The sequence below is a fragment of the Micromonospora echinaurantiaca genome (assembly GCF_900090235.1).
Classification (GTDB): Bacteria; Actinomycetota; Actinomycetes; order Mycobacteriales; family Micromonosporaceae; genus Micromonospora; species Micromonospora echinaurantiaca.
In genome coordinates this window covers 2,694,711-2,716,055 of the sequence record NZ_LT607750.1, presented here as the reverse complement: position 1 = coordinate 2,716,055, position 21,345 = coordinate 2,694,711, and the positions used below count along the sequence as shown (strand labels likewise).

Below are 21,345 nucleotides of genomic sequence, written 5' to 3'. Positions count from 1 at the left end.
ATGGTGTCGTGCAGCTCCGGTATAACTACCGCGCCTACCCAACGCCCGGCCAGCAGATCGAGCTGGCCCGGGCGTTCGGGTGTGCGCGGGTGGTGTTCAACGACGGCCTACGTCTGCGTCGGCAGGCCCGCGAGGCGGGCGAGAAGTACGTCTCGGACGGGGAGCTGTCGCGCCGTTTGATCACCGAGGCGAAGGCGACGCCGGAACGGGCGTGGCTGGGCGAAGTGTCGGCGGTGGTGTTGCAGCAGGCCCTGGCGGACCTGAACACCGCTTACCGCAACTTCTTCGCCTCGGTCACCGGCAAGCGCAAGGGACGTAAGGTCGCGCTGCCGCGGTTCCGGTCGCGCAAGGACAACCGGCAGGCCATCCGGTTCACGAAGAACGCCCGGTTCAAGGTGCTGGACAACAGCCGGCTCCGGCTGCCGAAGATCGGCGACCTCGCGGTCCGCTGGTCCCGCACCCTGCCGTCGGACCCATCATCCGTGACGATCATCAAGGATGCGGCCGGGCGGTACTTCGCCTCGTTCGTCGTGCAGACTAAGGACGAGCCGCTGCCCGAGACGGACTCGGAAGTCGGCATCGACCTGGGCCTGACCCACTTCGCGGTTCTCTCCGACGGCACGAAGGTGACCGCACCGAAGTTCCTGCGCCGCGCCGCCCGCAAGCTCAAGCGGTTGCAGCAAGATCTCTCCCGCAAGCAGAAAGGCTCGGCCAACCGCAAGAAGGCCGTCGTCAAGGTCGCCCGCGCTCACGCGCGGGTGGTCGACACCCGGCGAGACTGGCAGCACAAGCTGTCCACGACGATCATCCGCGAGAACCAAGCGGTGTACGTCGAGGACCTGTGTGTGACTGGTCTCAGCCGGACCCGGCTCGCCAAGTCCGTGCACGACGCGGGCTGGGCCAGTTTCACCGCGATGTTGGAGTGCAAGGCAGCCCGGTACGGGCGCACGTTCGCCCGGGTGGACCGGTTCTTCCCCTCCACCCGCATGTGCTCCGACTGCGGACGCATCAACAACAAGATGGCGCTCAACGTCCGATCGTGGGACTGCCCCTGCGGCAGCCACCACGACCGGGACGTCAATGCCGCCATCAACGTCAGGGCCGCTGGACAGGCGGACCTCAACGCCCGTGGAGCGCACGTAAGACCGGCATCCGTGCCGGCGGCGCACAGGGAAGCGGGAACCCACCCGGACGCTGCGCGGTCCACGCGCAGCGTGGAGGGAATCTCCGTCCTTTAGGGCGGAGAGGATGTCAACGTTGCCTCCCGCCGCCGACCGGCCGCCCCCGCGCGCCGCCCGGCCGCGGCGGGGAGGAGGAGCAGCAGTGGCGCAACCCGCGGCCGGGCGGCCCCGGTACGTGGTCGGGGTCGACTTCGGCACCCTCTCCGGCCGCGCCCTGGTGGTGGACGTCGCCGACGGCACCGCGCTCGGCGAGGCCGTGCACCCGTACCGGCACGGGGTGATCACCGAGCGCCTCCCCGGCGGCCCGCCGCTGCCGCCGGACTGGGCGTTGCAACACCCCGACGACTACCGCGAGGTGCTGCGCGTAGCGGTGCCCGCCGCGCTGCGCGCCGCCGGCGTACGCCCCACCGACGTGCTCGGCATCGGCGTCGACGCGACCGCCAGCACCGTGCTGCCGGCCCGCGCCGACGGCACCCCGCTCTGCGAGCTGCCGGGGCTGGCCGACCGGCCGCACGCGTACCCGAAGCTGTGGAAGCACCACGCGGCGCAGCGGCAGGCCGACCGGATCAACGCCCTGGCCGCCGAGCGCGGCGAGCGCTGGCTGGCCCGCTACGGCGGCCGGGTCTCGGCGGAGTGGCAGCTGGCCAAGGCGCTGCAGCTGCTGGAGGAGGACCCGGAGGTCTTCGACCTGGCGGAACGCTGGGTCGAGGCGGCCGACTGGATCGTCTGGCAGCTCTGCGGCCGGGAGACCCGCAACGCCTCGGCCGCCGGTTACAAGGGGCTGCGCCAGGACGGCCGGTACCCGTCGGCGGAGTTCCTGCGTGCCCTGCACCCGCGGCTGGACGGGCTGCTGCCCCGCGTCGACGGTCCGCTCGCGCCGCTGGGCGCCCGGGCCGGCGGGCTCACCCCGGAGGCGGCCGCCTGGACCGGCCTGGCGGCGGGCGTCGCGGTGGCCGTCGGCACCATCGACGCGCACGTCACCGCCGCGGCGGCCCGCTCGGTCGAGCCGGGCCGGATGCTCGCGGTGCTCGGCACCTCCACCTGCCTGATCATGAACGCGGACGCCTGCCACGAGGTGCCCGGGGTGTGCGGCGTGGTCGACGGTGGCGTCACCACCGGCGCGTGGGGCTACGAGGCCGGGCAGAGCGGCGTCGGCGACATCTTCGCCTGGTACGTGGCCAACGCGCTGCCCGCGTCGTACGCCGAGCGGGCCCGCGAACTGGGGGTGACCCCGTACCAGCTGCTCGACTCGCTCGCCGCCGGGCAGCCGGTCGGCGGGCACGGCCTGCTCGCGCTGGACTGGCACAGCGGCAACCGTTCGGTGCTGATGGACCACGAGCTGAGCGGGGTGCTGGTCGGGCTGACCCTGGCCACCCGGCCGGAGGAGATCTGGCGGGCGCTGCTGGAGTCGACCGCGTTCGGGGCGCGGACCGTGGTCGCCGCGTTCGAGGACGCCGGGGTGCGGGTGGACGAGCTGACCGTCGCCGGCGGGCTGACTGACAACCGGCTGCTGCTGCGGATCTACGCCGACGTGCTGCGCCGGCCGCTGCACGTGGTCGACTCGGCGCACCCGGCGGCGCTGGGCGCGGCGATCCACGCGGCGGTGGCCGTCGGGGCGTACCCCGACGTGCCGGCCGCGTCGGCGGCGATGGGCGCCCCCCACCGGGAGACCTGGCACCCGGATCCCGCCCGCGCGGCGGTCTACGACGAGCTGTACGCCCACTACCGCGCCCTGCACGACCACTTCGGCCGCGGCGGCACCGACACCCTCCACCGCCTCCGCACCCTCCGCACCCGCCCCCACTGACCCCCACCCGCGCCGCCCACCCACCCCGTTGATCATGAGGTTGGCGGTGTGAAATGTCCGGACCCACGCCGTCAACCTCATGATCAACGGGAGGGGACGGCGACGCCCCGCGCGGCGGGGCCGGGCGGGGCGTCGGGGGTGGTGCGGGTCAGGTCAGGTCGACGGTGGGGTAGAGGGGGAAGCCGGTGAGCAGTTCCGCGGCCTGCCGGCTGACCTTGTCGGCGACGGCCGGGTCGAGCAGGTACTTGGCCTTCGACGGGGTGCCGTCGGCGTTGCTGCCCGGCGTGGTCTGGCTGAGCACTGTGTGGATCAGCTCGGCGGTCTGGTCCATCTCGGCGGTGCCCAGCCCCCGGGTGGTGAGTGCCGGGGTGCCGATCCGGATGCCGGAGGTGTACCAGGCGCCGTTCGGGTCCTGCGGCACCGAGTTGCGGTTGGTGACGATGCCCGAGTCGAGCAGCGCCTGCTCGGCCTGCCGGCCGGTCAGCCCGTAGCCGGTGACGTCGATCAGCACCAGGTGGTTGTCGGTGCCGCCGGTGACCAGCTTGCCGCCCCGGCGCAGCAGCCCCTCGGCCAGCGCCTGCGCGTTGGCCACGATGCGCTGGGCGTAGTCGGCGAAGTCGGGCCGACGCGCCTCGGCCAGGGCGACCGCCTTGGCGGCCATCACGTGCGGCAGCGGGCCGCCGAGCACCATCGGGCAGCCCCGGTCGACCTGGTCGGCCAGCTCCGGCTGGCAGAGCACCAGGCCGCCGCGCGGGCCGCGCAGCGACTTGTGCGTGGTGGTGGTGACGATGTGCGCGTGCGGCACCGGGTCGTAGTCGCCGGTGAACACCTTGCCGGCGACCAGGCCGGCGAAGTGGGCCATGTCGACCATGAAGGTGGCGCCGACCGAGTCGGCGATCTCCCGCATGATCCGGAAGTTCACCTTGCGGGGGTACGCCGAGTAGCCGGCCACCAGGATCAGCGGCTTGAACTCCCGGGCCGCCGCGGCGACCTGGTCGTAGTCGACCAGGCCGGTGGCCGGGTCGGTGCCGTAGCTGCGCTGGTCGAACATCTTGCCGGAGATGTTCGGCCGGAAGCCGTGGGTGAGGTGCCCACCGGCGTCCAGGGACATGCCCAGCATCCGCTGGTTGCCCAGCTCGCGGCGGAGCGCGAACCAGTCCGCCTCGGTGAGCTCGTTGACCTGCCGGACCTGCGCCTTCTTCAGCGCCGGGGACTCGATCCGGTCGGCCAGGATCGCCCAGAACGCGACCAGGTTGGCGTCGATGCCGGAGTGCGGCTGCACGTACGCGTGCGCGGAGCCGAACAGCTCCCGGGCGTGCTCGGCGGCGAGCGCCTCCACGGTGTCGACGTTCTGGCAGCCGGCGTAGAACCGGCGGCCGACGGTGCCCTCGGCGTACTTGTCGCTGAACCAGTTGCCCATCGCCAGCAGCGTGGCCGGGGAGGCGTAGTTCTCGCTGGCGATCAGCTTCAGCGACTCGCGCTGGTCGGCCAGTTCCGCCCCGATGGCGTCGGCGACCCGCGGTTCGACCGCGCGGATCACCTCGAGGGCGCTGCGGAAAGCGGTGGATTCGGCGTTCAGCGACGACATGCGACCTCCAGGTGACGTGCGGAAGGCCCAGGCGCTCGGCATGCGTCCTCATGACGGGACCGCTTCCCGATGGTGCTCCATCCCCACGCGCCAGTCACGGCCCGGGCTGATCCTACCGGGTCGGCGACCCGCCGCCCCGGTCCGCCTCTGGCAACCCGGCTGACGGCGCGCCGCCCGTCCTCCTCCCGCCGTCGCCGCCGGACCCGCCCGTCAAGATCGGCACGACGTACGGGATCTGGCGGCTTCCCGCGCGTCGGAGACCGCCACATCCCGCATATTGCGCCGGACGCCGGACGCCGGACGCCGGACGCCGGACGCCGGGTGCGGGGCGCGGGGTCGCGGCGGGGATGGGCGGTCCATAGGATCGGGGAATGGTGGCCGACGGGAGCGCGGGCGGCAGCCTGCTCGCCATCAGCGACCTGCACGTCAACCACCGGGAGAACCGGGCCGTCGTCGAGGGCCTGCACCCCGAGACGCCGCACGACTGGCTGCTCGTCGCCGGCGACGTGGCCGACACGGTGGCGGACGTCGAGTGGGTGCTCGGGCTGCTGGCGCACCGCTTCGCGCGGGTGGTCTGGGCGCCCGGCAACCACGAGCTGTGGTCCCCGCCGAACGACCCGGTGACGCTGCGCGGGCTGGAGCGCTACCAGCACCTGGTGGCCGTCTGCCGGCGGCTGGGCGTGCTCACCCCGGAGGACCCGTACCCGGTGTGGCGGGGCGCGGGCGGGCCGGTGCTGGTGGCGCCGCTGTTCCTGCTCTACGACCACAGCTGGTTGCCGGACGGGATCGACACCCGGGAGGCGGCGCTGGCCGAGGCGTACCGGACCGGGGTGGTCTGCACCGACGAGTTCCTGCTGCACCCCGACCCGTACCCGAGCCGGGTGGACTGGTGCGCGGCCCGGGTCGAGCAGACCCGGCAGCGGCTGGCCGAGCGGGAGCCGGCGCTGCCCACCGTGCTGGTCAACCACTACCCGCTGGTCCGCGAGCCGACCCGGATCCTGCGCTACCCGATCTTCGCCCAGTGGTGCGGCACCGAGGCCACCACCGACTGGCACCTGCGCTTCGACGCCGCCGCGGTGGTCTACGGGCACCTGCACATTCCCCGGACCACCTGGCACGACGGCGTCCGGTTCGAGGAGGTCTCGGTGGGCTACCCGCGGGAGTGGCGGCAGCGCACCGTACCGCCGGGGCGGCTGCGGCGGATCCTGCCGGCGCCCCCGGCGTGACGACGGGCCCCGACGCGCCGGGGCCCGCCGTGTCCGTCGCCGCTCAGGCGGTCACCGCGTGCAGCGACTTCTTGAGCGCCTTCGGGTCGGTGGGCTTGCGGGGGGCGCCGTCGCGCAGCTCGATCATCCGCTCGCCGATCTCCTGCAACTGCTTACGGCCGAGCGCCTCGCGCACCTTCGGGAACCACTCCTGCTCCTCCTCCTCGACGTGGTGCAGCACGTTCTCGATCAGCACCGTCGTCTTGGCGTTGAAGTGCTCGTCCTCGGCGTCCATGGTGAACAGTTCGGCGCAGAGCAGGTCGGCGACGTGGTGCTCCTCGTACGACTCGAGGATGTCGTCCTCCAGGTCCGGCAGGAGCTTGCGGACCTCCGGGTACATCACCTCGTTCTCCAGGTACGTGTGCACGGTGAGCGCCTCGATGATCTGCCCCACCAGCTGCTTGCGCTTGCTCGCCGGCCCCTCCTCGGCATCCTGGAAGGCCTTGAACAGGCGGCGCATCTCCTTGTGGTCCTCCTTGAGCAGGACGATGGCATCGGTGGACACCGGGTGACCTCCTAGGTTCGACGGATGTTCGTCCGGTACCCCGGGGGTGAGCTGCGGAAACTGGTGTCCCCCAAGCGGGTGGGGCCCGGCGGATCACCGCCGGGCCCCACCACTGGTCGTGCTGTCGCCTCAGCGCACCACGTTGTACGCGCTGACCATGCCCGCGCCGTAGAACGAGTTACGCGCCCCGCCGGAGCAGGTGGCGTCGTACGCGTTCGGGCCGGCCGCGATCAGCGGCACCGGGTTGTAGACCCCCTCCGGGCAGGCCTGCGCCTCGGCCGTGCGCTGCAGGAACGAGCTGAGCTGGCCCGGCGTCATGCCCGGGTGGGCGGACAGGGCCAGCGCGGCCACGCCGGCGGCGTGCGGGCTGGACATCGAGGTGCCCTGCTTGTAGCCCCACCCGTTGGTGCGGGTGGCGGTGTTGAAGGTGGTCGACAGGATGCCGTCGGCGAGGGTGGAGCTGACACCCCGGGTGCGGAACCGGGTGTCGCCGCCCGGCGCCGTCACCTCGACCACGCCCTGGCCGTACGAGGAGTAGTAGCTCTTCTCCCCGGTCGGGCCGACCGCCGAGACGGTCACCACGCCCGGCGCCTCGCCCGGCAGGACGAGGCAGGCGCTGGTGAGGTCCTCGCGGACCTCCGGCGTCCCGTTGTTCGGGCTGCCGGTGTCGGTGATCTTGTGCGCGAGGTCCCAGTTCGAGTTACCCGCGGACGCCACGTGCAGCACGCCCTTGCTCTGCGAGTAACGGATGGCTCGCTGCACGGCCTGCCACACCGGACGCTGACGCTCGTCGTTGCGGCAGTTCAGCTGCCACGGGTCGATGTAGTAGCTGTTGTTCGTGACCCGCATGCCGTGCTCGGCCGCCCAGAGGAACCCGCAGACCGCGGCCTCGGGGAAGATGTAGCCGTCGTTGTTGACGACCTTGACGGCGGCCACCTTCACCCCCGGAGCGACCCCGGTCACCCCGACGCCGTTGACCCCGGCGGCGATGGTGCCGGCCACGTGGGTGCCGTGGTCGGAGGTGGTCGGATTCCAGGCCGACTCGGTGGTGTCGACGACACCGCCGAGGCAGGAGGCGCTCTTGTCCTTGGCGATCTGGCTGGCCAGATCCGGGTGGCTGCTGGAGATGCCGCTGTCCAGCACGCCCACCACCACGTCGGCGCTGCCGGCGTTGATCGCGTGGGCCTGCGGGACGCCGATCATCGGCATGTCCCACTGCTGACCGAAGAGCGGCTCCTTGGTCGGATCCGCGCTGGCGGCCACGGCGTCGGCCGCGGCCACCTCGACGGTCTCGCCCTCGTCGAGGGCGGTGCCCAGGCCGGCGGTGGACGCCACCGACTCGACGCCCGCGCCCGCCACGTCGGTGGTGAAGTCGGGGTTGGTCGAGCGGACGACGAGCACGCCGATCTGGTCGTAGCTGGCCACCACGGTGCCCTTGGCGGCAGCCACCCGGGCCGCCGCCTTGTCGGTCTTCGCGCCCTGCGGCGCGAGGACCAGGAACGTGGTGTCCGGGCCGGCGGCCGCCACGGCGGGCGCGAGCCCACCGGTGACGGCCAGTCCGACGCCGAGCGTCATTGCGGACGCGGCGGCCAGTGTCTTGCGACGGAGGTTCTTCACACAGACTCCCAGGGGCCGTTACCCGCCGGTTGACGCACTCCGGGTGGAGTGCGGACCGGCGAGAGGCAGGCAGGATGCTTGCCTCTGTGCAACCAGCGCCGAAAGCCGTTGTGGCGTTACACACACGCGCTCAGGGCGGACAAAAGGTGTCAGACGGTGGCGAGGGTGTGCGGGATCTCGTCGAGCAGCTCACGGGCGAGGAACCCGATCCGGCCGAACCGGGGGACCAGCCGCTGCCCGCTCACCGCGTGGGCGAACGCCGCCCAGCACGCGGCCTGCGCCGGCTCGGCGCCCCGGGACAACAGCCCGGCCAGCAGCCCGGCCCGGACGTCGCCGCTGCCCGAGGTGCCGAGACCCGCGTCGCCGCTCTCCTCCCGCCAACCAAGCCCGTCCGGAGTGGCGATGTGGCCGTAGAGGGAGACCACCGCGTCGTAGCGGCGGGCCAGCTCGGCCGCCTCGGCGTCCAGGTCGTCGCCGGGCGCCCGGCCGAGCAGGTGGCGCGCCTCGGTCAGGTTGGGGGTCAGCACCACCGGCCGGCCGGAGCCGACCAGCAGGTCCGGGCAGTGGCTGAGCGCGCCCAGGGCGTACGCGTCGAGCACCAGCGCCGTCTCCGGGCCGGCCGCGTCGAGCACCAGGCCGAGCAGCGCCCGGGTCTCGTCGATCTCTTTGAGGCCGGGGCCGAGCGCCACCACGTCCGCCTCGGCCACCAGCTCGGTCAACCGGTCGCCGGGCTGGCCGGCGACCGCGCCGTCCGCGGTCTCCGGCAGCCCCACCACCAGCGCCTCCGGCACCTGGATGCTCAGCGCGGCGGCGGTGGACTCGGCGGCGGCCAGTTGCAGCACGCCGGCCCCGGCCCGCAGCGCGGCCACCCCGGCGAGCAGCACCGCGCCCGGGGTGAACCGGGAGCCGCCCACCACCAGCACCGTGCCGCGGGCCTGCTTGCCGCCGGTCGGCACGGGCAGCGCCCAGTCCCGCAGCAGCTGCGGCGTGATCACGGCCGTGTCAGACCGGTTCGGCATGGACCTCGTCCTCCCGGGTCGGCGGCGCGCCCTGCTGGCGCAGGTGGGCGACGTCGTTGAACACGTTGAGGGTGAGCCGGCCGTGCTCGTCGGCGGACCAGCCGGTGATCGAGCAGTTCGCGATGATTTGCCCGTGGGTCAGCGCCATCAGCTCCGTCTCGGTGAGCTGCTCGACCAGGTAGCGGGTGAGGAAGACCAGCGCGTCGTGGCCGAAGAGCAGCACCCGCCGGCCCGGGTGGTCGCGGCGCAGGTCGCCGAGGAGGGTACGCAGCCGCAGCGCCACGTCCGTCCAGGACTCACCGCCGGGTGGCCGGTAGTAGAACTTGCCGAGCCGGGCCCGGCGCGCCGCCTCCTCCGGCAGCCGTTGCCGCACCCCGTGGCCGGTGAGCCCGTCGAGGATGCCCAGCTCCCGGTCGCGCAGCCGCTCGTCGACGCTGACCGGGATGTCGGTGCCGGCCAGCGCCAGCTCGGCGGTGCGCACCGCGCGCAGGTACGGCGACACCACCGCCAGGTCGGGCCGGCGCGACGGGGGCAGCTCGGCCAGCCACCGGCCGGTGGCCCGGGCCTGCTCCTCGCCGGTGGCCGAGAGCGGCACGTCGGCGTCCCGGTGGGTGAGGTCGATCAGCTCGGCGCCGGACCGCTCGGCCGCGCTCGCCGCCACGTTCGCCGTGCTCTCGCCGTGCCGGACGATCCAGAGCGCTGCCAGTTCCATGGGGCAACCCGTACCCGGGCGTCCCGGCGGGTAATCGCCGGCCCCAGCGGCCCCGCCCGGTGGCCCCGCCCGGTGGTCGCCGGTGGCTGGTCGGCGTGGCGGTCGGGGCGGCCGGTCGGCGCGGCGGTCGGACGTCGCCGCCTCGTCCGGTGCGATCTCCGGGACGGGTCATCGTCGCCCGGCGGCGGGCGTGAACCCGGCCCGGCCGGGTAAGCGCTGGCTCCACGATGACCGACAGGGGAGGTTGCGCCGTGGCGACCATGACCAAGGAACAGATGAGCCCGGTGAGGGACAAGAACTACGACCTCATCCACGCCTTGCAGATGTCGCTGGAGCACGTGTACCGGATGGAGACGTACATCGCGGACGCGGATGCCCGGGGCGACACGGAACTCGCCACCTGGTTCCGCAAGATCCAGGAGAACAACCGCAAGGCGGGTGACCAGGGCAAGCAGATGCTGATGAGCCGTCTGCAGCAGGAAGGCCGCTGACAACGGACGGAGGCCGGGCCGGCGACCCCGGCCCGGCCTCCGCGTGCCCGGCCCGCCGCCGAGACCCCGGCCGCTTTCGCGCGCCCGACCGCCGCACCGACGGGCGCCCGGTCCTCAGCCCGCGCCGCCGCTGACCACGCTCCGTGTCCGGGGCAGCGGCAACGCGTTCCCACCGTGCACAATGGCCGTCCCGGGCGGTGCCGCCGCCGGGAGACGGAGGTGGGATCGGCGATGACGGTCGTGCGTGGTCTGCGCGAGGCGCTGGTGCTGTTCGTGATCGCCCTGGTGGTGGTCGCGGTCGCGGCGGGCATCTGGGTCGCGGTCGCCGGCGGCGACTTCGTCACCCGCTTCGGCATCGCGCTGGTGGTCGTCGGCGCCCTGCTCGGGGTGACCGGCGACCTGACGCTGAGCCGGATCGGCATGCTCGACGCCCGGACCACCTTCGGGCTCGGGCCGGAGCAGGAGACCGGCGGCGGCGGGCGGGTGCTCACCGGCGTCGGGATCTTCCTCTTCGTCGGCCTGCCGCTGATCGTCGTCGGCGTCATGCTGGTCGCCTGAGCCGACTGCGCTCGGCGCGCTGCCCCCGGCGCCGGCCGCTCGCCTATACGGTGTGAGGCGTGGCGACGGCGGCCGAGGAGATCAAGGTGGGGGAGCGGGTCGTCCGCGTCTCCAGCCCGGACAAGCCCTACTTCCCCGAGCTCGGGCTGACCAAGCTCGACGTGGTGCGGTACTTCCTGGCCGTCGGCGACGGCATCCTGCGCGCGCTGCGCGACCGCCCGACCATGCTGGAGCGGTGGCCACGCGGCGTCTTCCCGGGCGCGAAGATCGGCACCCGGCAGGACAACCGCGGTGACGCCTTCTACCAGAAGCGGCTGCCGGCGGGCGCGCCCGACTGGGTCCGCACCGCGCACATCACCTTCCCCAGTGGCCGGACGGCCGACGAGGTGGCGCCGAGCGAGCTGGCGGTGGTGATCTGGGCGGCCAACCTCGGCACCCTCCGGTTCCACCCGTGGCCGGTCTCCGCCGCCGACGTGGAGCGCCCCGACCAGCTCCGGATCGACCTCGACCCGATGCCCGGGGTGGGCTTCGACCAGGTGGTGCCGGTGGCCCGCGAGGTGCGGGCGTTCCTCGACGAGCTGGGCCTGACCGGCTACCCGAAGACCACCGGCGGGCGGGGCCTGCACATCTACCTCTCCATCGAGCCCCGGTGGAGCTTCGGCGACTGCCGGCGGGCGGTGCTCGCGCTGGGCCGCGAGATGCAACGCCGGTTGCCGGACCTGGTCACCACCACCTGGTGGCGTGAGCAACGGGACCGCCCGGTCTTCGTCGACTACAACCAGATGTCCCGCGACCACACCATGGCCTCGGCGTACTCCATCCGGCCCACCGCGCGGGCGCTGGTGTCGGCGCCGCTGGACTGGTCGGAGCTGGACGACGCGCGGCCGGAGGACTTCGACGTGCCGTCGATGCCGGCCCGGTTCGCCGAGCGCGGCGACCCGCACGCCGGCCTGGACGACCGGCGGTTCTCGCTGGAGCCGCTGCTGGAACTGGCCGACCGGGAGGGCCTGGAGGCGCCGCCCGAGCGCTGAGGCCGGCTCACGCCCACGGGCTGCGTTCGCCGTCGAACTCCTCGAAGACCAGCCAGGTGCGGGTGGAGAGCACGCCGGCGATGCTCTGCACCCGGTTGAGCACCACGTCCCGCAGGGCGGCGTTGTCCGGCGCGCGGACCAGCGCCAGCACGTCGTGGTCGCCGCCGAGCAGCGCCGCGTGCTCGATGTAGCGCACCCGGGCCAGCTCCGCCGACACCTCCCGCCAGGTGTTCTGCTCGATCTTCAGCGCGATGTACGCCGAGGTGCCCAGCCCGGCCGCCTCCGGCGCCACCCGCGCCCGGAAGGCGGTGATCACCCCGTCGCGCAGCAGCCGCTCCACCCGGGCGTACGCGTTGGTTCGCGAGACGTGCACCCGCTCGGCCAGCGTGCGCACCGAGGTGCGCCCGTCCCGGACCAGCTCGTCCAGGATCCGCCGGTCCACCTCGTCGAGCGGGCGGGCCGATCGTCCCGTTCCGGCCGTCGAGTCCACCCCCGGCCCGGATCCTTGGCTCACCGTGACGCCTCCCACCTGCCATCTGTCCCGCAATTGGCGCGGATCTTGAGTCAATCATCCGACAGCAGGAGCATAGGCCCACCACACGTCCAGGAGGTCCCCGCCGTGACGACCACACCCCAGGCGGTCCGCAGGGCATCCACCCGCCGGTCGACCACCCCGCCCGACCCGGCCCGTGGGCTGCTGCCGGCCGCCGAGCCGGTACGCCTGCTCGACCCGGCCGGCACGCCGCTGCCCGCCCGTGCCGACTACCCCGAACCGCCCACCGAGGCGCTGGCCGAGCTGTACCGGCGGATGGTGATCGGCCGCCGGTTCGACGTCCAGGCCACCGCCCTGACCAAGCAGGGCCGGCTGGCCGTCTACCCGTCCTCCCGGGGCCAGGAGGCCTGCCAGGTCGGCGCGATGCTGGCGCTGCGCGACACCGACTGGGTCTTCCCGACCTACCGCGAGTCGATGGCGCTGGTCTCCCGCGGGCTCGACCCGGTCGAGGTGCTCACCCTGCTGCGCGGCGACTGGCACTGCGGGTACGACCCGGCCGCCCGGCGCACCGCGCCGCAGTGCACCCCGCTGGCCACCCAGTGCGTGCACGCCGCCGGGCTCGCCTACGGCGAGGCGTACCAGGGGCGGGACACCGTGGCGCTGGCCTTCATCGGCGACGGCGCCACCAGCGAGGGCGACTTCCACGAGGGGATCAACTTCGCCGCCGTGTTCAAGGCGCCGGTGGTCTACTTCGTGCAGAACAACCGGTACGCGATCAGCGTCCCGCTGTCCCGGCAGACCGCCGCCCCGTCGCTGGCGTACAAGGGCGTCGGCTACGGCGTGGCCAGCGAGCAGGTCGACGGCAACGACCCGGTGGCGGTGCTCGCCGTGCTCACCCGCGCGGTGGCGCACGCCCGGGCCGGCAACGGGCCGTTCCTGGTCGAGGCGCACACCTACCGGATGGAACCGCACACCAACGCCGACGACGCCACCCGCTACCGGGACGGCGCCGAGGTCGACGCCTGGCGGGACCGGGACCCGATCGCGCGGCTGGAGACCTACCTGCGCGAGCGCGGCGTGCTGGACGGGACGGCCGTCGCGGCGGTCGCCGCCGAGGCCGAGGAGTACGCGGCCGACCTGCGGGCCCGGATGAACGCCCAGCCGACGGTCGACCCGCTGAGCCTGTTCGACCACGTCTACGCCGAGCCGACCCCGCAGCTGGTCGAGCAGCGGGAGCAGGTCCGCGCCGAACTGGCCGCGGCCGAGCAGGAGGGGGACGCCTGATGGCCACCACCATGGCGAAGGCGCTCAACGACGCCCTCGCCGACGCGCTGGCTGAGGACGAGCGGGTGGTCGTCTTCGGCGAGGACGTCGGGCAGCTCGGCGGCGTCTTCCGGATCACCGACGGGCTGCTGGCCCGGTTCGGCGACAAGCGCTGCTTCGACACCCCGCTCGCCGAGGCCGGCATCGTCGGCTTCGCGGTCGGCCTGGCCATGTCCGGGCTGCGCCCGGTGGTCGAGATGCAGTTCGACGCGTTCGCCTACCCGGCGTTCGAGCAGATCGCCTCGCACGTGGCGAAGCTGCGCAACCGCACCCGGGGCGCGCTCAGCGTGCCGATCGTCATCCGGGTGCCGTACGCCGGCGGCATCGGCGGGGTGGAGCACCACTGCGACTCCAGCGAGGCCTACTACGCGCACACCCCCGGCCTGAAGGTGGTCACCCCGGCCACCGTCGAGGACGCGTACTCGCTGCTGCGCGAGGCGATCGCCGACCCCGACCCGGTGGTCTTCATGGAGCCGAAGAAGCTCTACTTCTCCAGCGCCGAGGCGCAGCTGCCGGCGCGTACCGAGCCGTTCGGCCGGGCGGTCGTGCGCCGGCCCGGCCGCGACGCCACCCTGGTGGCGTACGGGCCGGCGGTGCCGGTCGCGCTGGAGGCCGCCGAGGCCGCCCGCGAGGAGGGCTGGGACCTGGAGGTGGTGGACGTGCGCAGCATCGTGCCGTTCGACGACGCCACGGTCACCGCCTCGGTGCGGCGCACCGGACGCTGCGTGGTGATCCAGGAGGCGCAGGGTTTCGCCGGGGTGGGCGCCGAGATCGCCGCCCGGGTGCAGGAGCGCTGTTTCCACGCCCTGCACGCCCCGGTGCTGCGGGTCAGCGGGCTGGACATCCCGTACCCGGCGCCGATGCTGGAGCACACCCACCTGCCCGGGGTGGACCGCGTGCTGGACGCGGTGGCCCGCCTGCAGTGGGACGACCAGCCCGACCCGCGCTGGCTCGCGGAAGGCAGCGCGGCATGACCACCGTCGACGGGGCCCAGGTGTTCCTCCTGCCCGACCTGGGCGAGGGGCTGACCGAGGCGGAGATCGTCGAGTGGCGGGTCGCCGTCGGCGACATGGTCACCGTGGACCAGACGGTGGTCGAGGTGGAGACCGCCAAGGCCGTCGTCGACGTGCCCTGCCCGTACGCCGGCCGGGTGGTGGCCCTGCACGGCGCGGCGGGTGAGGTCCGGCCGGTCGGCCAGCCGCTGATCACCATCGCCCCGGCGGACGCCGCCGGCGGCGAACCGGCAGGGCACGCCACCTACCGGGAGGAGGAGCGGGCCGGCTCCGGCAACGTCCTGATCGGCTACGGCACCGGCCACGGCGGGTCGGGCCGGCGGCGGCGTCGGCCCCGGCTCGCGGTCGCCCCGGAGCCCGTGGCCGCGCCGGCCGCCCTGGCGCCAGAGACCGCGTCGGTCGCGCCGGTCGTCCCGGCGCCAGAGACCGCGTCGGTCGCGCCGGGCCCCTTGGTCATCTCGCCGATCGTGCGCCGGCTGGCCCGCGAGCACGGCCTGGACCTGGCCGCGCTGCGCGGCACCGGCCCCGGCGGTGTGGTCCGCCGGGCCGACGTCGAGGCTGCCGTGGCGGCGACGCCCGCCCGGCTGGCCGCGGTGCCGGACCACCCGGAGCCGGCCGGCCCGCCGGCGGCGCACGTCGGCCTCGCCCCGGCCGGCGCCGGCGACGTGGTCATCCCGCTGACCGGCATCCGCAAGGCGATCGCCGACAAGCTGTCCCGCAGCCGGCGGGAGATCCCCGAGGTCACCATCTGGGTGGACGTGGACGCCACCGCGCTGCTGGAGACCCGGGCGGCGATCAACGCGGCGACCCCGGACGCGCCGGTGAGCATCCTGGCCCTGCTGGCCCGGATCTGTCTGTCCGGGCTGCGCCGTTACCCGCAGCTCAACGCCCGGGTGGACACCGAGGCGCAGCGGATCGTCCAGTCCGCCGCGGTGCACCTGGGCATCGCCGCGCAGACCGACCGCGGCCTGGTCGTGCCGGTGGTCCGGGACGCGCAGCGGTTGACCACCGGCGAGCTGGCCGCCGAACTGGCGGCCACCACCACCGCGGCGCGGGCCGGCACGCTGCCGCCGGCCCGGCTCACTGGCGGCACGTTCACCCTGAACAACTACGGGGTGTTCGGTGTCGACGGCTCCACCCCGATCATCAACCACCCGGAGGCGGCGCTGCTCGGGGTGGGGCGGATCGTGGACAAGCCGTGGGTGGTCGACGGGCAGCTCGCGGTCCGCAAGGTGACCCAGCTCAGCCTCACCTTCGACCACCGGGTCTGCGACGGTGGGGTGGCCGGCGGGTTCCTGCGGCACGTCGCCGACTGTGTCGAGCGGCCGGCGCTGCTGATCGCCACCGTCTGACCGGCGCCGGCGGTCCCGGCTCGGGCCGGGACCGCCGGACAGGGCGCCCCTCGCCCCGCGGCTGGTCGCCGCCGGCGTTTCCCGGCAGACGGACCGGGAAAGCGGGTGGCCCAGTCGCCGAGGGGAGACGACGTGGCGCACCCGGGCATGACCGTGGCTTCCGACATCCGGCCGCATCCGGTTGCCGGGGCGCCGCTGCTCTGCGACGCCCGCCAGCACGGCCTGACCGGCGACGGGGTGACCAACGACCAGCCCGCCCTCGCGGCCCTGGTCGACCTGCTCGGCGACGCGTACGAGGCGGACGGGCGGGCCCGGGTCATCCACTGCCCGCCGGGGGTCTACTCGATCCGCGACGCGGGCACGGTGTGGCGCAGCGGGGTGTCGCTGGTCGGCGCCGGGCCGGGGGCGACCCGGTTCGTGCTCAGCAACGCCGGCAACCGGGCCGAGCCGGTGCCGCTGGCCTTCCACACCGCGCAGCTGCACGACGCCGGCCGGGACCGGCACCTGGCCGACTGCACCTTCGCCGACTTCGAGATCGACGGCTCCCAGGTGGCGTCGGCGGAGTACAGCCCGCTCGCCAAGGGGCTCGGGCTGCAGTACGTGGTCCGTGGCATCTTCCGCAACCTCTACATCCACCACACCGCGGCCACCGGGTTGGGCTGCGACTTCCTGCAGGACTGCGCGATCGACCGGGTGCTGGTGGTGGGGTGCGGACGGCTGGACAACGGCACCGAGATGGGCGGCGCCGGGATCGGGATCGGGATCGGCGGGTGGGGCAGCATCGAACGGCTCGCCATCGTCAACTGCAGCGCGGTGGCCAACGCCACCAACGGCATCTTCCTGGAGCTGCAGGAGGCCGGCGGGCTGCGTCCGCGCGGGATCAAGGTGATGGGCTGCCACGCCCAGGGCAACCGGTTCGGCATCTCCGACTGGGGCGCCAACGGCCTGATCGTCACCGCCTGCACGATGACCGGCAACCTGGAGGCCGGCTTCCACGTCTCGGCGAAGGGCACCACGCACACCGCCGGGCGGGGCGGCATCCTGACCGACTGCGTGATCGACGGCAACCTGCGCGACGGGGTCAGCATCGGCAACACTCCCGGGCCGTACACCATCCGGGGCAACCGGGTCAGCGGCAATGGCCGGCACGGCTACCACCAGCGCAGCCTCGGCGCGGCGGGACAGGACGTGGCCGAGGAGATCGTCATCGAGAGCAACGACTTCTACGGCAACGGCGGCGACGCGATCCGCTTCGACCGGCCGGTCCGGGACGCGATCGTGATGGACAACCGGATCCGCAACAACGGCCGGCAGGTGGCGCCGGCGATGACCGGGCACGGCGACTCGGTGCGGTACAGCGAGAAGTCCGTGGTGGACCGGACGGCGACCTGGCCGAACGACGGGCACCGGGGAAAGGTGGTGCGGGTCGGCCGGGCGATCGCGGTGGTGGCGGCGAACGACGCCGACACGCTGACCCTGGCGCCGATCCGGCCCGGCGCGTTCACCGCCTGGAGCGGGGACACCCCGAAACCGGGGACGCCGTACGAGCTGCCGTCCGCGCCGCCGGTGCGGGCCGGGATCACGGTCAACGCGGACCTCACCTCGGCGACCGTGCGGGGCAACCGGATCTGGGACAACCGTGGCCCGGCCACCCAGACCCACGGAATCTGGATCACCGACCAGGGCTGCTGCGTGGACTGCCGGGTGGTGGACAACGACCTGGCCGGCAACGTCGACGCCGCCGTCCGCGCGGACACCCCGCCGGTCGGTGGCCGGTGGGAACGCAACTACGGCCACGACGACGAGGGGTGATGCCGCCGGGCGCCCACCGGCGGCCGGCGGCGGACCCGGTCGCCCGGGCCCGCCGCCGGCTCGGCCGTCAGGACGCCGACGGGTACAGCACCACCGTGGCGGTGCCGGTCTGCGGCGGTACGTCCGGCTCGGTCGGCGCGTCGGTGTACTCGGCGACGAAGACCGCCGACAGGTTGGGCGCTCCGCCGTGTCCACCGTCGACGAAGGTGGCGATGCTGCCGGTGCACCCGGCGGCGCTGGACAGCGGATGCCCGTGCTCGTCGTGCCCGAGGATGTAGGTGACCCGCACCCGTGAGCAGTCCACCGGGCGGTCGTCGGTGACCTTCACCTGGAACGCGACGGTCTGCCCGAACTCGAACGGCTGACCGGCGACCGGGCTGACGAACTCGACGATCGGCGCCCGCGGCCCGATCAGCAGCGGCAGGGTGGCCGCCGCGGACCGGCCGGTGCGGTCGGTGACCTTCAGCGTCGGCTGGTACGAGCCGTTGCTCTGGTACGTCCAGCTCGGGTTCGGCTCGGTGGAGTCGACCGAGCCGTCGGCGTCGAAGTCCCAGGCGTAGCGCAGCGGGTCACCGTCCGGGTCGACCGTACCGGCGCTGGAGAAGGTGACCGTGAGCGGCGCCTGCCCGGCGGTCGGGTCCGCGCTGATCTTCGGGATCGGAGTCCGGTTGCCCCGGACGAAGTCGATCCGGGACAGCTGGGCGTCCGGGTTCTCCGCGAAGTATCCGTCGCCGTACTCCAGCACGTAGAGCGCGCCGTCGGGGCCGAACTCCAGGTCCATCGGGTTGTCCACCACCAGCGAGGGCACCACCGGCCGGATGTCGGCGACCTCGCCGGCGCGGTCGAGCCGGAACTCCTTGACGTAGTCGCGGGTCCACTCGTAGAACAGCGGGACGCCGTCATAGTAGGCGGGCCACCTCACCCGCGAGGTGCTGCGCCCGTCGTAGTCGTACGCCGGGCCGGCCATCGGGCCGATCCCGCCGGTGCCGAGCTGCGGGAACTCGCCGGAGGGCGCGGACGGGTACCAGACCTGCGGCGCCTCGACCGGCGGCAGCCGGCGCTGCCCGGTGTTGTGCGGCGAGTCGTTCACCGGCCGCCGGCAGTCGAAGTACCCGCCGGGCGTGCCGGTGGCGAAGTCGTGGTCGCGGTACGGCATGGTCGGCGTGACGCAGTACGGCCAGCCGTAGTTGGCCGGCTTGTCCACCAGCATCCAGCGGCCGTGCCCGGCCGGCCCCCGATCCGGGTTCGCCGAACCGGCGTCCGGGGAGTAGTCGGCGAGGTAGACGTCGTCGGTACGCCGGTCGACGGCGAACCGGAACGGGTTGCGCAGCCCCATCGCGTAGATCTCGGGCCGGGTCTTCGGGGTGCCCGGCCGGAACAGGTTGCCCGGCGGGACGCGGTAGCCGCCGCCCGGCTTGACCCGGATCCGCAGCAGCTTGCCGCGCAGGTCGTTGGTGTTCGCCGAGGTGCGCTGGGCGTCGAAGGCCGGGTTCCGGTCGGCGCGCTCGTCGATCGGGGTGTAGCCGTCGGAGAAGAACGGGTTGGTGTCGTCGCCGGTGGACAGGTACAGGTTGCCCGCGCTGTCGAAGTCGATCTGTCCGCCGACGTGGCAGCAGATGCCCCGGTCGGTGGGCACGTCGATGATCTTCTGCTCGGTACGCAGGTCGAGCCGCATCCCGTCCAGCTTGAACCGGGACAGCCGCAGCACCCCGCGGAACCGCTGCCAGTCCGCCTCGGTGCCGACCAACGGCGCGTCGCCCTCGTTGACGTCCGGGGTCGCCGGATCGTCGACCGGGGTGTCCATCGGCGGGGAGTAGTACAGGTAGACCCACTTGTTGCGGGCGAAGTCAGGGTCGATGGCGATGCCCTGCAGGCCCTCCTCGTCGTGCTCGTACACCGGCACGTCGGCGGCGAGCGTGTTCAGCCCGGTACGCGGATCGTGGATGCGCACCTCGCCGGTCCGGGAGGTGTGCAGCACCCGCAGGTCGGGCAGCACGGCGAGGCTCATCGGCTCGCCCGGGTAGTCGTTGAGTGTGACCTTCTGGAAGCTGCTGTCCGGTGGTGCGGCGGCGGGCGCGGCGGTGACCGGCGCGGCCGGCGCGGTGAGGCCGGCGGCCACCAGCACCAGGGCGGGCAGGAGTGCGGCTCTTCTCATCTGGGCGTCCCCCGAGGTCGTGGCTCAGTAGCGGAGCGAGGCGAGGTAGGCGTAGCCGACCCGGGCGGTGTCGAGGGCGTCGGCCGGGGCGCGCGGCGGGGTGCCCGCGTCGTCGCGCTCCACGATGTACTCCTCGATCCCGGCCTCCCGGGCGTACCCGAAGATCCGGCCGAAGTCGATCAGGCCGTCGCCGAGGTCGGCGAAGCTGGCGTTGTGGTCCATGTCCTTGACGTGCACCTGGCGGATCCGGCCGCGGTGCGCGCGGATCACGTCGACCGGGTCCCGCGCGCCGCGCCAGGTCCAGAACAGGTCGAGTTCGAAGTGGACCAGCCGGGGGTCGGTCTCGGCGGCCAGGATCTCGAACCCGGTCCGCCCGTCGGTCAACGGCACGAACTCCAGCTGGTGGTTGTGGTAGCCGAACCGTAGCCCGGCCCGCTCGGCCAGCCGCCCGGCGCGGTTCAGGTCCCGGGCCAGCGCCCGGTACCGCTCCGGGTCGCGGATCGGCCGGCCCTCGGCGTCCAGCCCGAACCAGGGGTGGACCAGGTACCGGCAGCCCACCGTGTTGGTGTCGGCGAGCACCTGCTCCCACGCGTCGGGGTCGAACGGCTGCGGGATGCCGACGTGCCCGGAGGTGGCCCGCAGTCCGGCGTCGTCGAGGGCGGCCCGGAACTCGGCGGCCGTCCGTCCGACGTAGCCGGCGTGCTCGATTCGGCGGTAGCCGATCCGCCGTAGCGCGGCGAGCGTGCCGGGCAGGTCGGCGGCGAGCTGGTCGCGCAGCGTGTACAGCTGGATGCTGATCCGGTCGGCCGGGACCCGGCGTCGGCCGTGCGCCGGGCCGGAGTGGGCCGCGGCGGGCGCGCCGAGCAAGCCGGCGGCGCCGACCGCGGCGGCCGAGACGGTGGCGGCGCGCAGCACGCCGCGGCGGCTGACCGACTCCGGGCCGGACGCCGGTGGTCGGGAGGCGAGTTCGTCCATGGTGCTGGTCCTTCCTGCCGGGCGTTGCGGACCCGGCCGTTCGGGCCGACCGGCCGTCCGCGGGCACGCCGGACCGGCCGGGCGTGGGCCCGGCGCGATGGTCGCGGTCAGCACGCGGCGGCGCCGCCCGTCCGTCGGGGCGGGGTGGGCCGCCGCCCGGAAGGCGGGGCAACTGATCGACCTATGGACAACTTTGTATCTGATTGGCCACCGTACCCTTATCGATGAGCGAAGGCAAAGCTCTGCCGGGACTGACGAAACTTCTGTTCGCACCGACAAAAGCCGGCCCTGGCCCGTGTGGCGGCGGCAGCCGGCCCGGGCGGGTCGTGGTCGGGCGGTGCAGATCGGGCAGACCCGACGGTGGTGGCGAAGTGGGCGGCGGGGTCCCGGTCGAGGATGCAGGGGACGGCCCGGCCACGGGTGGCCGAACGGTGTATCCGGCGCGCGA

General features: G+C 73.7%; 18 protein-coding genes and 1 riboswitch. Of the genes, 10 read left to right on the top strand and 8 right to left on the bottom strand.

The window, feature by feature from the left end:
• Window positions 1–8 precede the first annotated feature (8 nt).
• Together GA0070609_RS12490 and araB are read left to right on the top strand one after the other, a co-directional pair.
• Window positions 9–1,238 (top strand): RNA-guided endonuclease InsQ/TnpB family protein, encoded by a 1,230-nt coding sequence (locus GA0070609_RS12490; protein ID WP_157748124.1) that lies wholly within the window; start codon window positions 9–11, stop codon window positions 1,236–1,238.
• Between the two features lie 85 nt (window positions 1,239–1,323).
• A complete protein-coding gene (gene araB / locus GA0070609_RS12485; protein WP_231928645.1) occupies window positions 1,324–2,988 on the top strand; it encodes a ribulokinase in 1,665 nt (554 codons plus the stop codon).
• A 148-nt stretch (window positions 2,989–3,136) separates the two neighbouring features.
• Here the strand turns inward: araB and GA0070609_RS12480 are convergent, their stop codons facing one another.
• Window positions 3,137–4,576 (bottom strand): glycine hydroxymethyltransferase, encoded by a 1,440-nt coding sequence (locus tag GA0070609_RS12480; protein WP_088993970.1) that lies wholly within the window; start codon window positions 4,574–4,576, stop codon window positions 3,137–3,139.
• Between the two features lie 18 nt (window positions 4,577–4,594).
• Window positions 4,595–4,684, bottom strand: a riboswitch (ZMP/ZTP riboswitch).
• A 263-nt stretch (window positions 4,685–4,947) separates the two neighbouring features.
• On the opposite strand from GA0070609_RS12480, the gene GA0070609_RS12475 reads away from it, so the two are divergent.
• The gene (locus tag GA0070609_RS12475) at window positions 4,948–5,802 is read left to right on the top strand and encodes a metallophosphoesterase family protein (RefSeq protein WP_088993969.1); all 855 of its coding nucleotides are present in this window, start codon (window positions 4,948–4,950) and stop codon (window positions 5,800–5,802) included.
• A gap of 43 nt (window positions 5,803–5,845) precedes the next feature.
• Here GA0070609_RS12475 and GA0070609_RS12470 read toward each other — a convergent pair whose 3' ends face one another.
• From GA0070609_RS12470 to GA0070609_RS12455, 4 genes are all read right to left on the bottom strand, one after another.
• Window positions 5,846–6,346 (bottom strand): hemerythrin domain-containing protein, encoded by a 501-nt coding sequence (locus GA0070609_RS12470; RefSeq protein WP_088993968.1) that lies wholly within the window; start codon window positions 6,344–6,346, stop codon window positions 5,846–5,848.
• Between the two features lie 129 nt (window positions 6,347–6,475).
• Window positions 6,476–7,963: a S8 family peptidase gene (locus GA0070609_RS12465; protein WP_088993967.1), complete on the bottom strand. Its 1,488-nt coding sequence runs from the start codon at window positions 7,961–7,963 to the stop codon at window positions 6,476–6,478.
• Between the two features lie 149 nt (window positions 7,964–8,112).
• Window positions 8,113–8,982 carry an NAD(P)H-hydrate dehydratase gene (locus tag GA0070609_RS12460; protein WP_088993966.1) on the bottom strand — a complete coding sequence of 290 codons (870 nt, stop codon included), beginning with the start codon at window positions 8,980–8,982 and terminating at the stop codon, window positions 8,113–8,115.
• A complete protein-coding gene (locus GA0070609_RS12455) occupies window positions 8,966–9,694 on the bottom strand; it encodes a histidine phosphatase family protein (RefSeq protein ID WP_088993965.1) in 729 nt (242 codons plus the stop codon). The genes GA0070609_RS12460 and GA0070609_RS12455 overlap by 17 nt, the downstream gene beginning before the upstream one ends.
• A 260-nt stretch (window positions 9,695–9,954) precedes the next feature.
• Here GA0070609_RS12455 and GA0070609_RS12450 point away from each other — a divergent pair, with 260 nt between their 5' ends.
• From GA0070609_RS12450 to GA0070609_RS12440, 3 genes are all read left to right on the top strand, one after another.
• Complete coding sequence (locus GA0070609_RS12450) at window positions 9,955–10,185, top strand: hypothetical protein (RefSeq protein WP_088997688.1); 231 nt, start codon at window positions 9,955–9,957, stop codon at window positions 10,183–10,185.
• A 231-nt stretch (window positions 10,186–10,416) separates the two neighbouring features.
• Window positions 10,417–10,743 (top strand): hypothetical protein, encoded by a 327-nt coding sequence (locus GA0070609_RS12445; RefSeq protein WP_088993964.1) that lies wholly within the window; start codon window positions 10,417–10,419, stop codon window positions 10,741–10,743.
• 59 nt (window positions 10,744–10,802) lie between these two features.
• Window positions 10,803–11,774: a DNA polymerase domain-containing protein gene (locus GA0070609_RS12440; protein ID WP_088993963.1), complete on the top strand. Its 972-nt coding sequence runs from the start codon at window positions 10,803–10,805 to the stop codon at window positions 11,772–11,774.
• A 7-nt stretch (window positions 11,775–11,781) separates the two neighbouring features.
• On the opposite strand, the gene GA0070609_RS12435 is transcribed toward GA0070609_RS12440, so the two are convergent.
• Window positions 11,782–12,288 carry an Lrp/AsnC family transcriptional regulator gene (locus GA0070609_RS12435; protein WP_088997687.1) on the bottom strand — a complete coding sequence of 169 codons (507 nt, stop codon included), beginning with the start codon at window positions 12,286–12,288 and terminating at the stop codon, window positions 11,782–11,784.
• Window positions 12,289–12,360: 72 nt separating this feature from the next.
• Here GA0070609_RS12435 and pdhA point away from each other — a divergent pair, with 72 nt between their 5' ends.
• The 4 genes from pdhA (at window position 12,361) to GA0070609_RS12415 (ending at window position 17,767) form a co-directional block, all read left to right on the top strand.
• On the top strand, window positions 12,361–13,551 hold the full coding sequence (gene pdhA / locus GA0070609_RS12430; protein ID WP_172899502.1) for a pyruvate dehydrogenase (acetyl-transferring) E1 component subunit alpha: 1,191 nt from the start codon (window positions 12,361–12,363) through the stop codon (window positions 13,549–13,551).
• Window positions 13,548–14,564 (top strand): alpha-ketoacid dehydrogenase subunit beta, encoded by a 1,017-nt coding sequence (locus GA0070609_RS12425; RefSeq protein ID WP_172899501.1) that lies wholly within the window; start codon window positions 13,548–13,550, stop codon window positions 14,562–14,564. Before pdhA ends, GA0070609_RS12425 begins: the two co-directional genes overlap by 4 nt.
• Window positions 14,561–15,955, top strand: a complete 1,395-nt coding sequence (locus GA0070609_RS12420) for a dihydrolipoamide acetyltransferase family protein (RefSeq protein WP_088993960.1) — start codon at window positions 14,561–14,563, stop codon at window positions 15,953–15,955. Before GA0070609_RS12425 ends, GA0070609_RS12420 begins: the two co-directional genes overlap by 4 nt.
• Window positions 15,956–16,087: 132 nt before the next feature.
• Window positions 16,088–17,767, top strand: a complete 1,680-nt coding sequence (locus GA0070609_RS12415) for a right-handed parallel beta-helix repeat-containing protein (protein WP_172899331.1) — start codon at window positions 16,088–16,090, stop codon at window positions 17,765–17,767.
• 67 nt (window positions 17,768–17,834) lie between these two features.
• Here GA0070609_RS12415 and GA0070609_RS12410 read toward each other — a convergent pair whose 3' ends face one another.
• Window positions 17,835–19,922 (bottom strand): PQQ-dependent sugar dehydrogenase, encoded by a 2,088-nt coding sequence (locus GA0070609_RS12410; protein WP_088993958.1) that lies wholly within the window; start codon window positions 19,920–19,922, stop codon window positions 17,835–17,837.
• A gap of 24 nt (window positions 19,923–19,946) precedes the next feature.
• Window positions 19,947–20,897 carry a sugar phosphate isomerase/epimerase family protein gene (locus GA0070609_RS12405; protein WP_088993957.1) on the bottom strand — a complete coding sequence of 317 codons (951 nt, stop codon included), beginning with the start codon at window positions 20,895–20,897 and terminating at the stop codon, window positions 19,947–19,949.
• Window positions 20,898–21,345 lie beyond the last annotated feature (448 nt).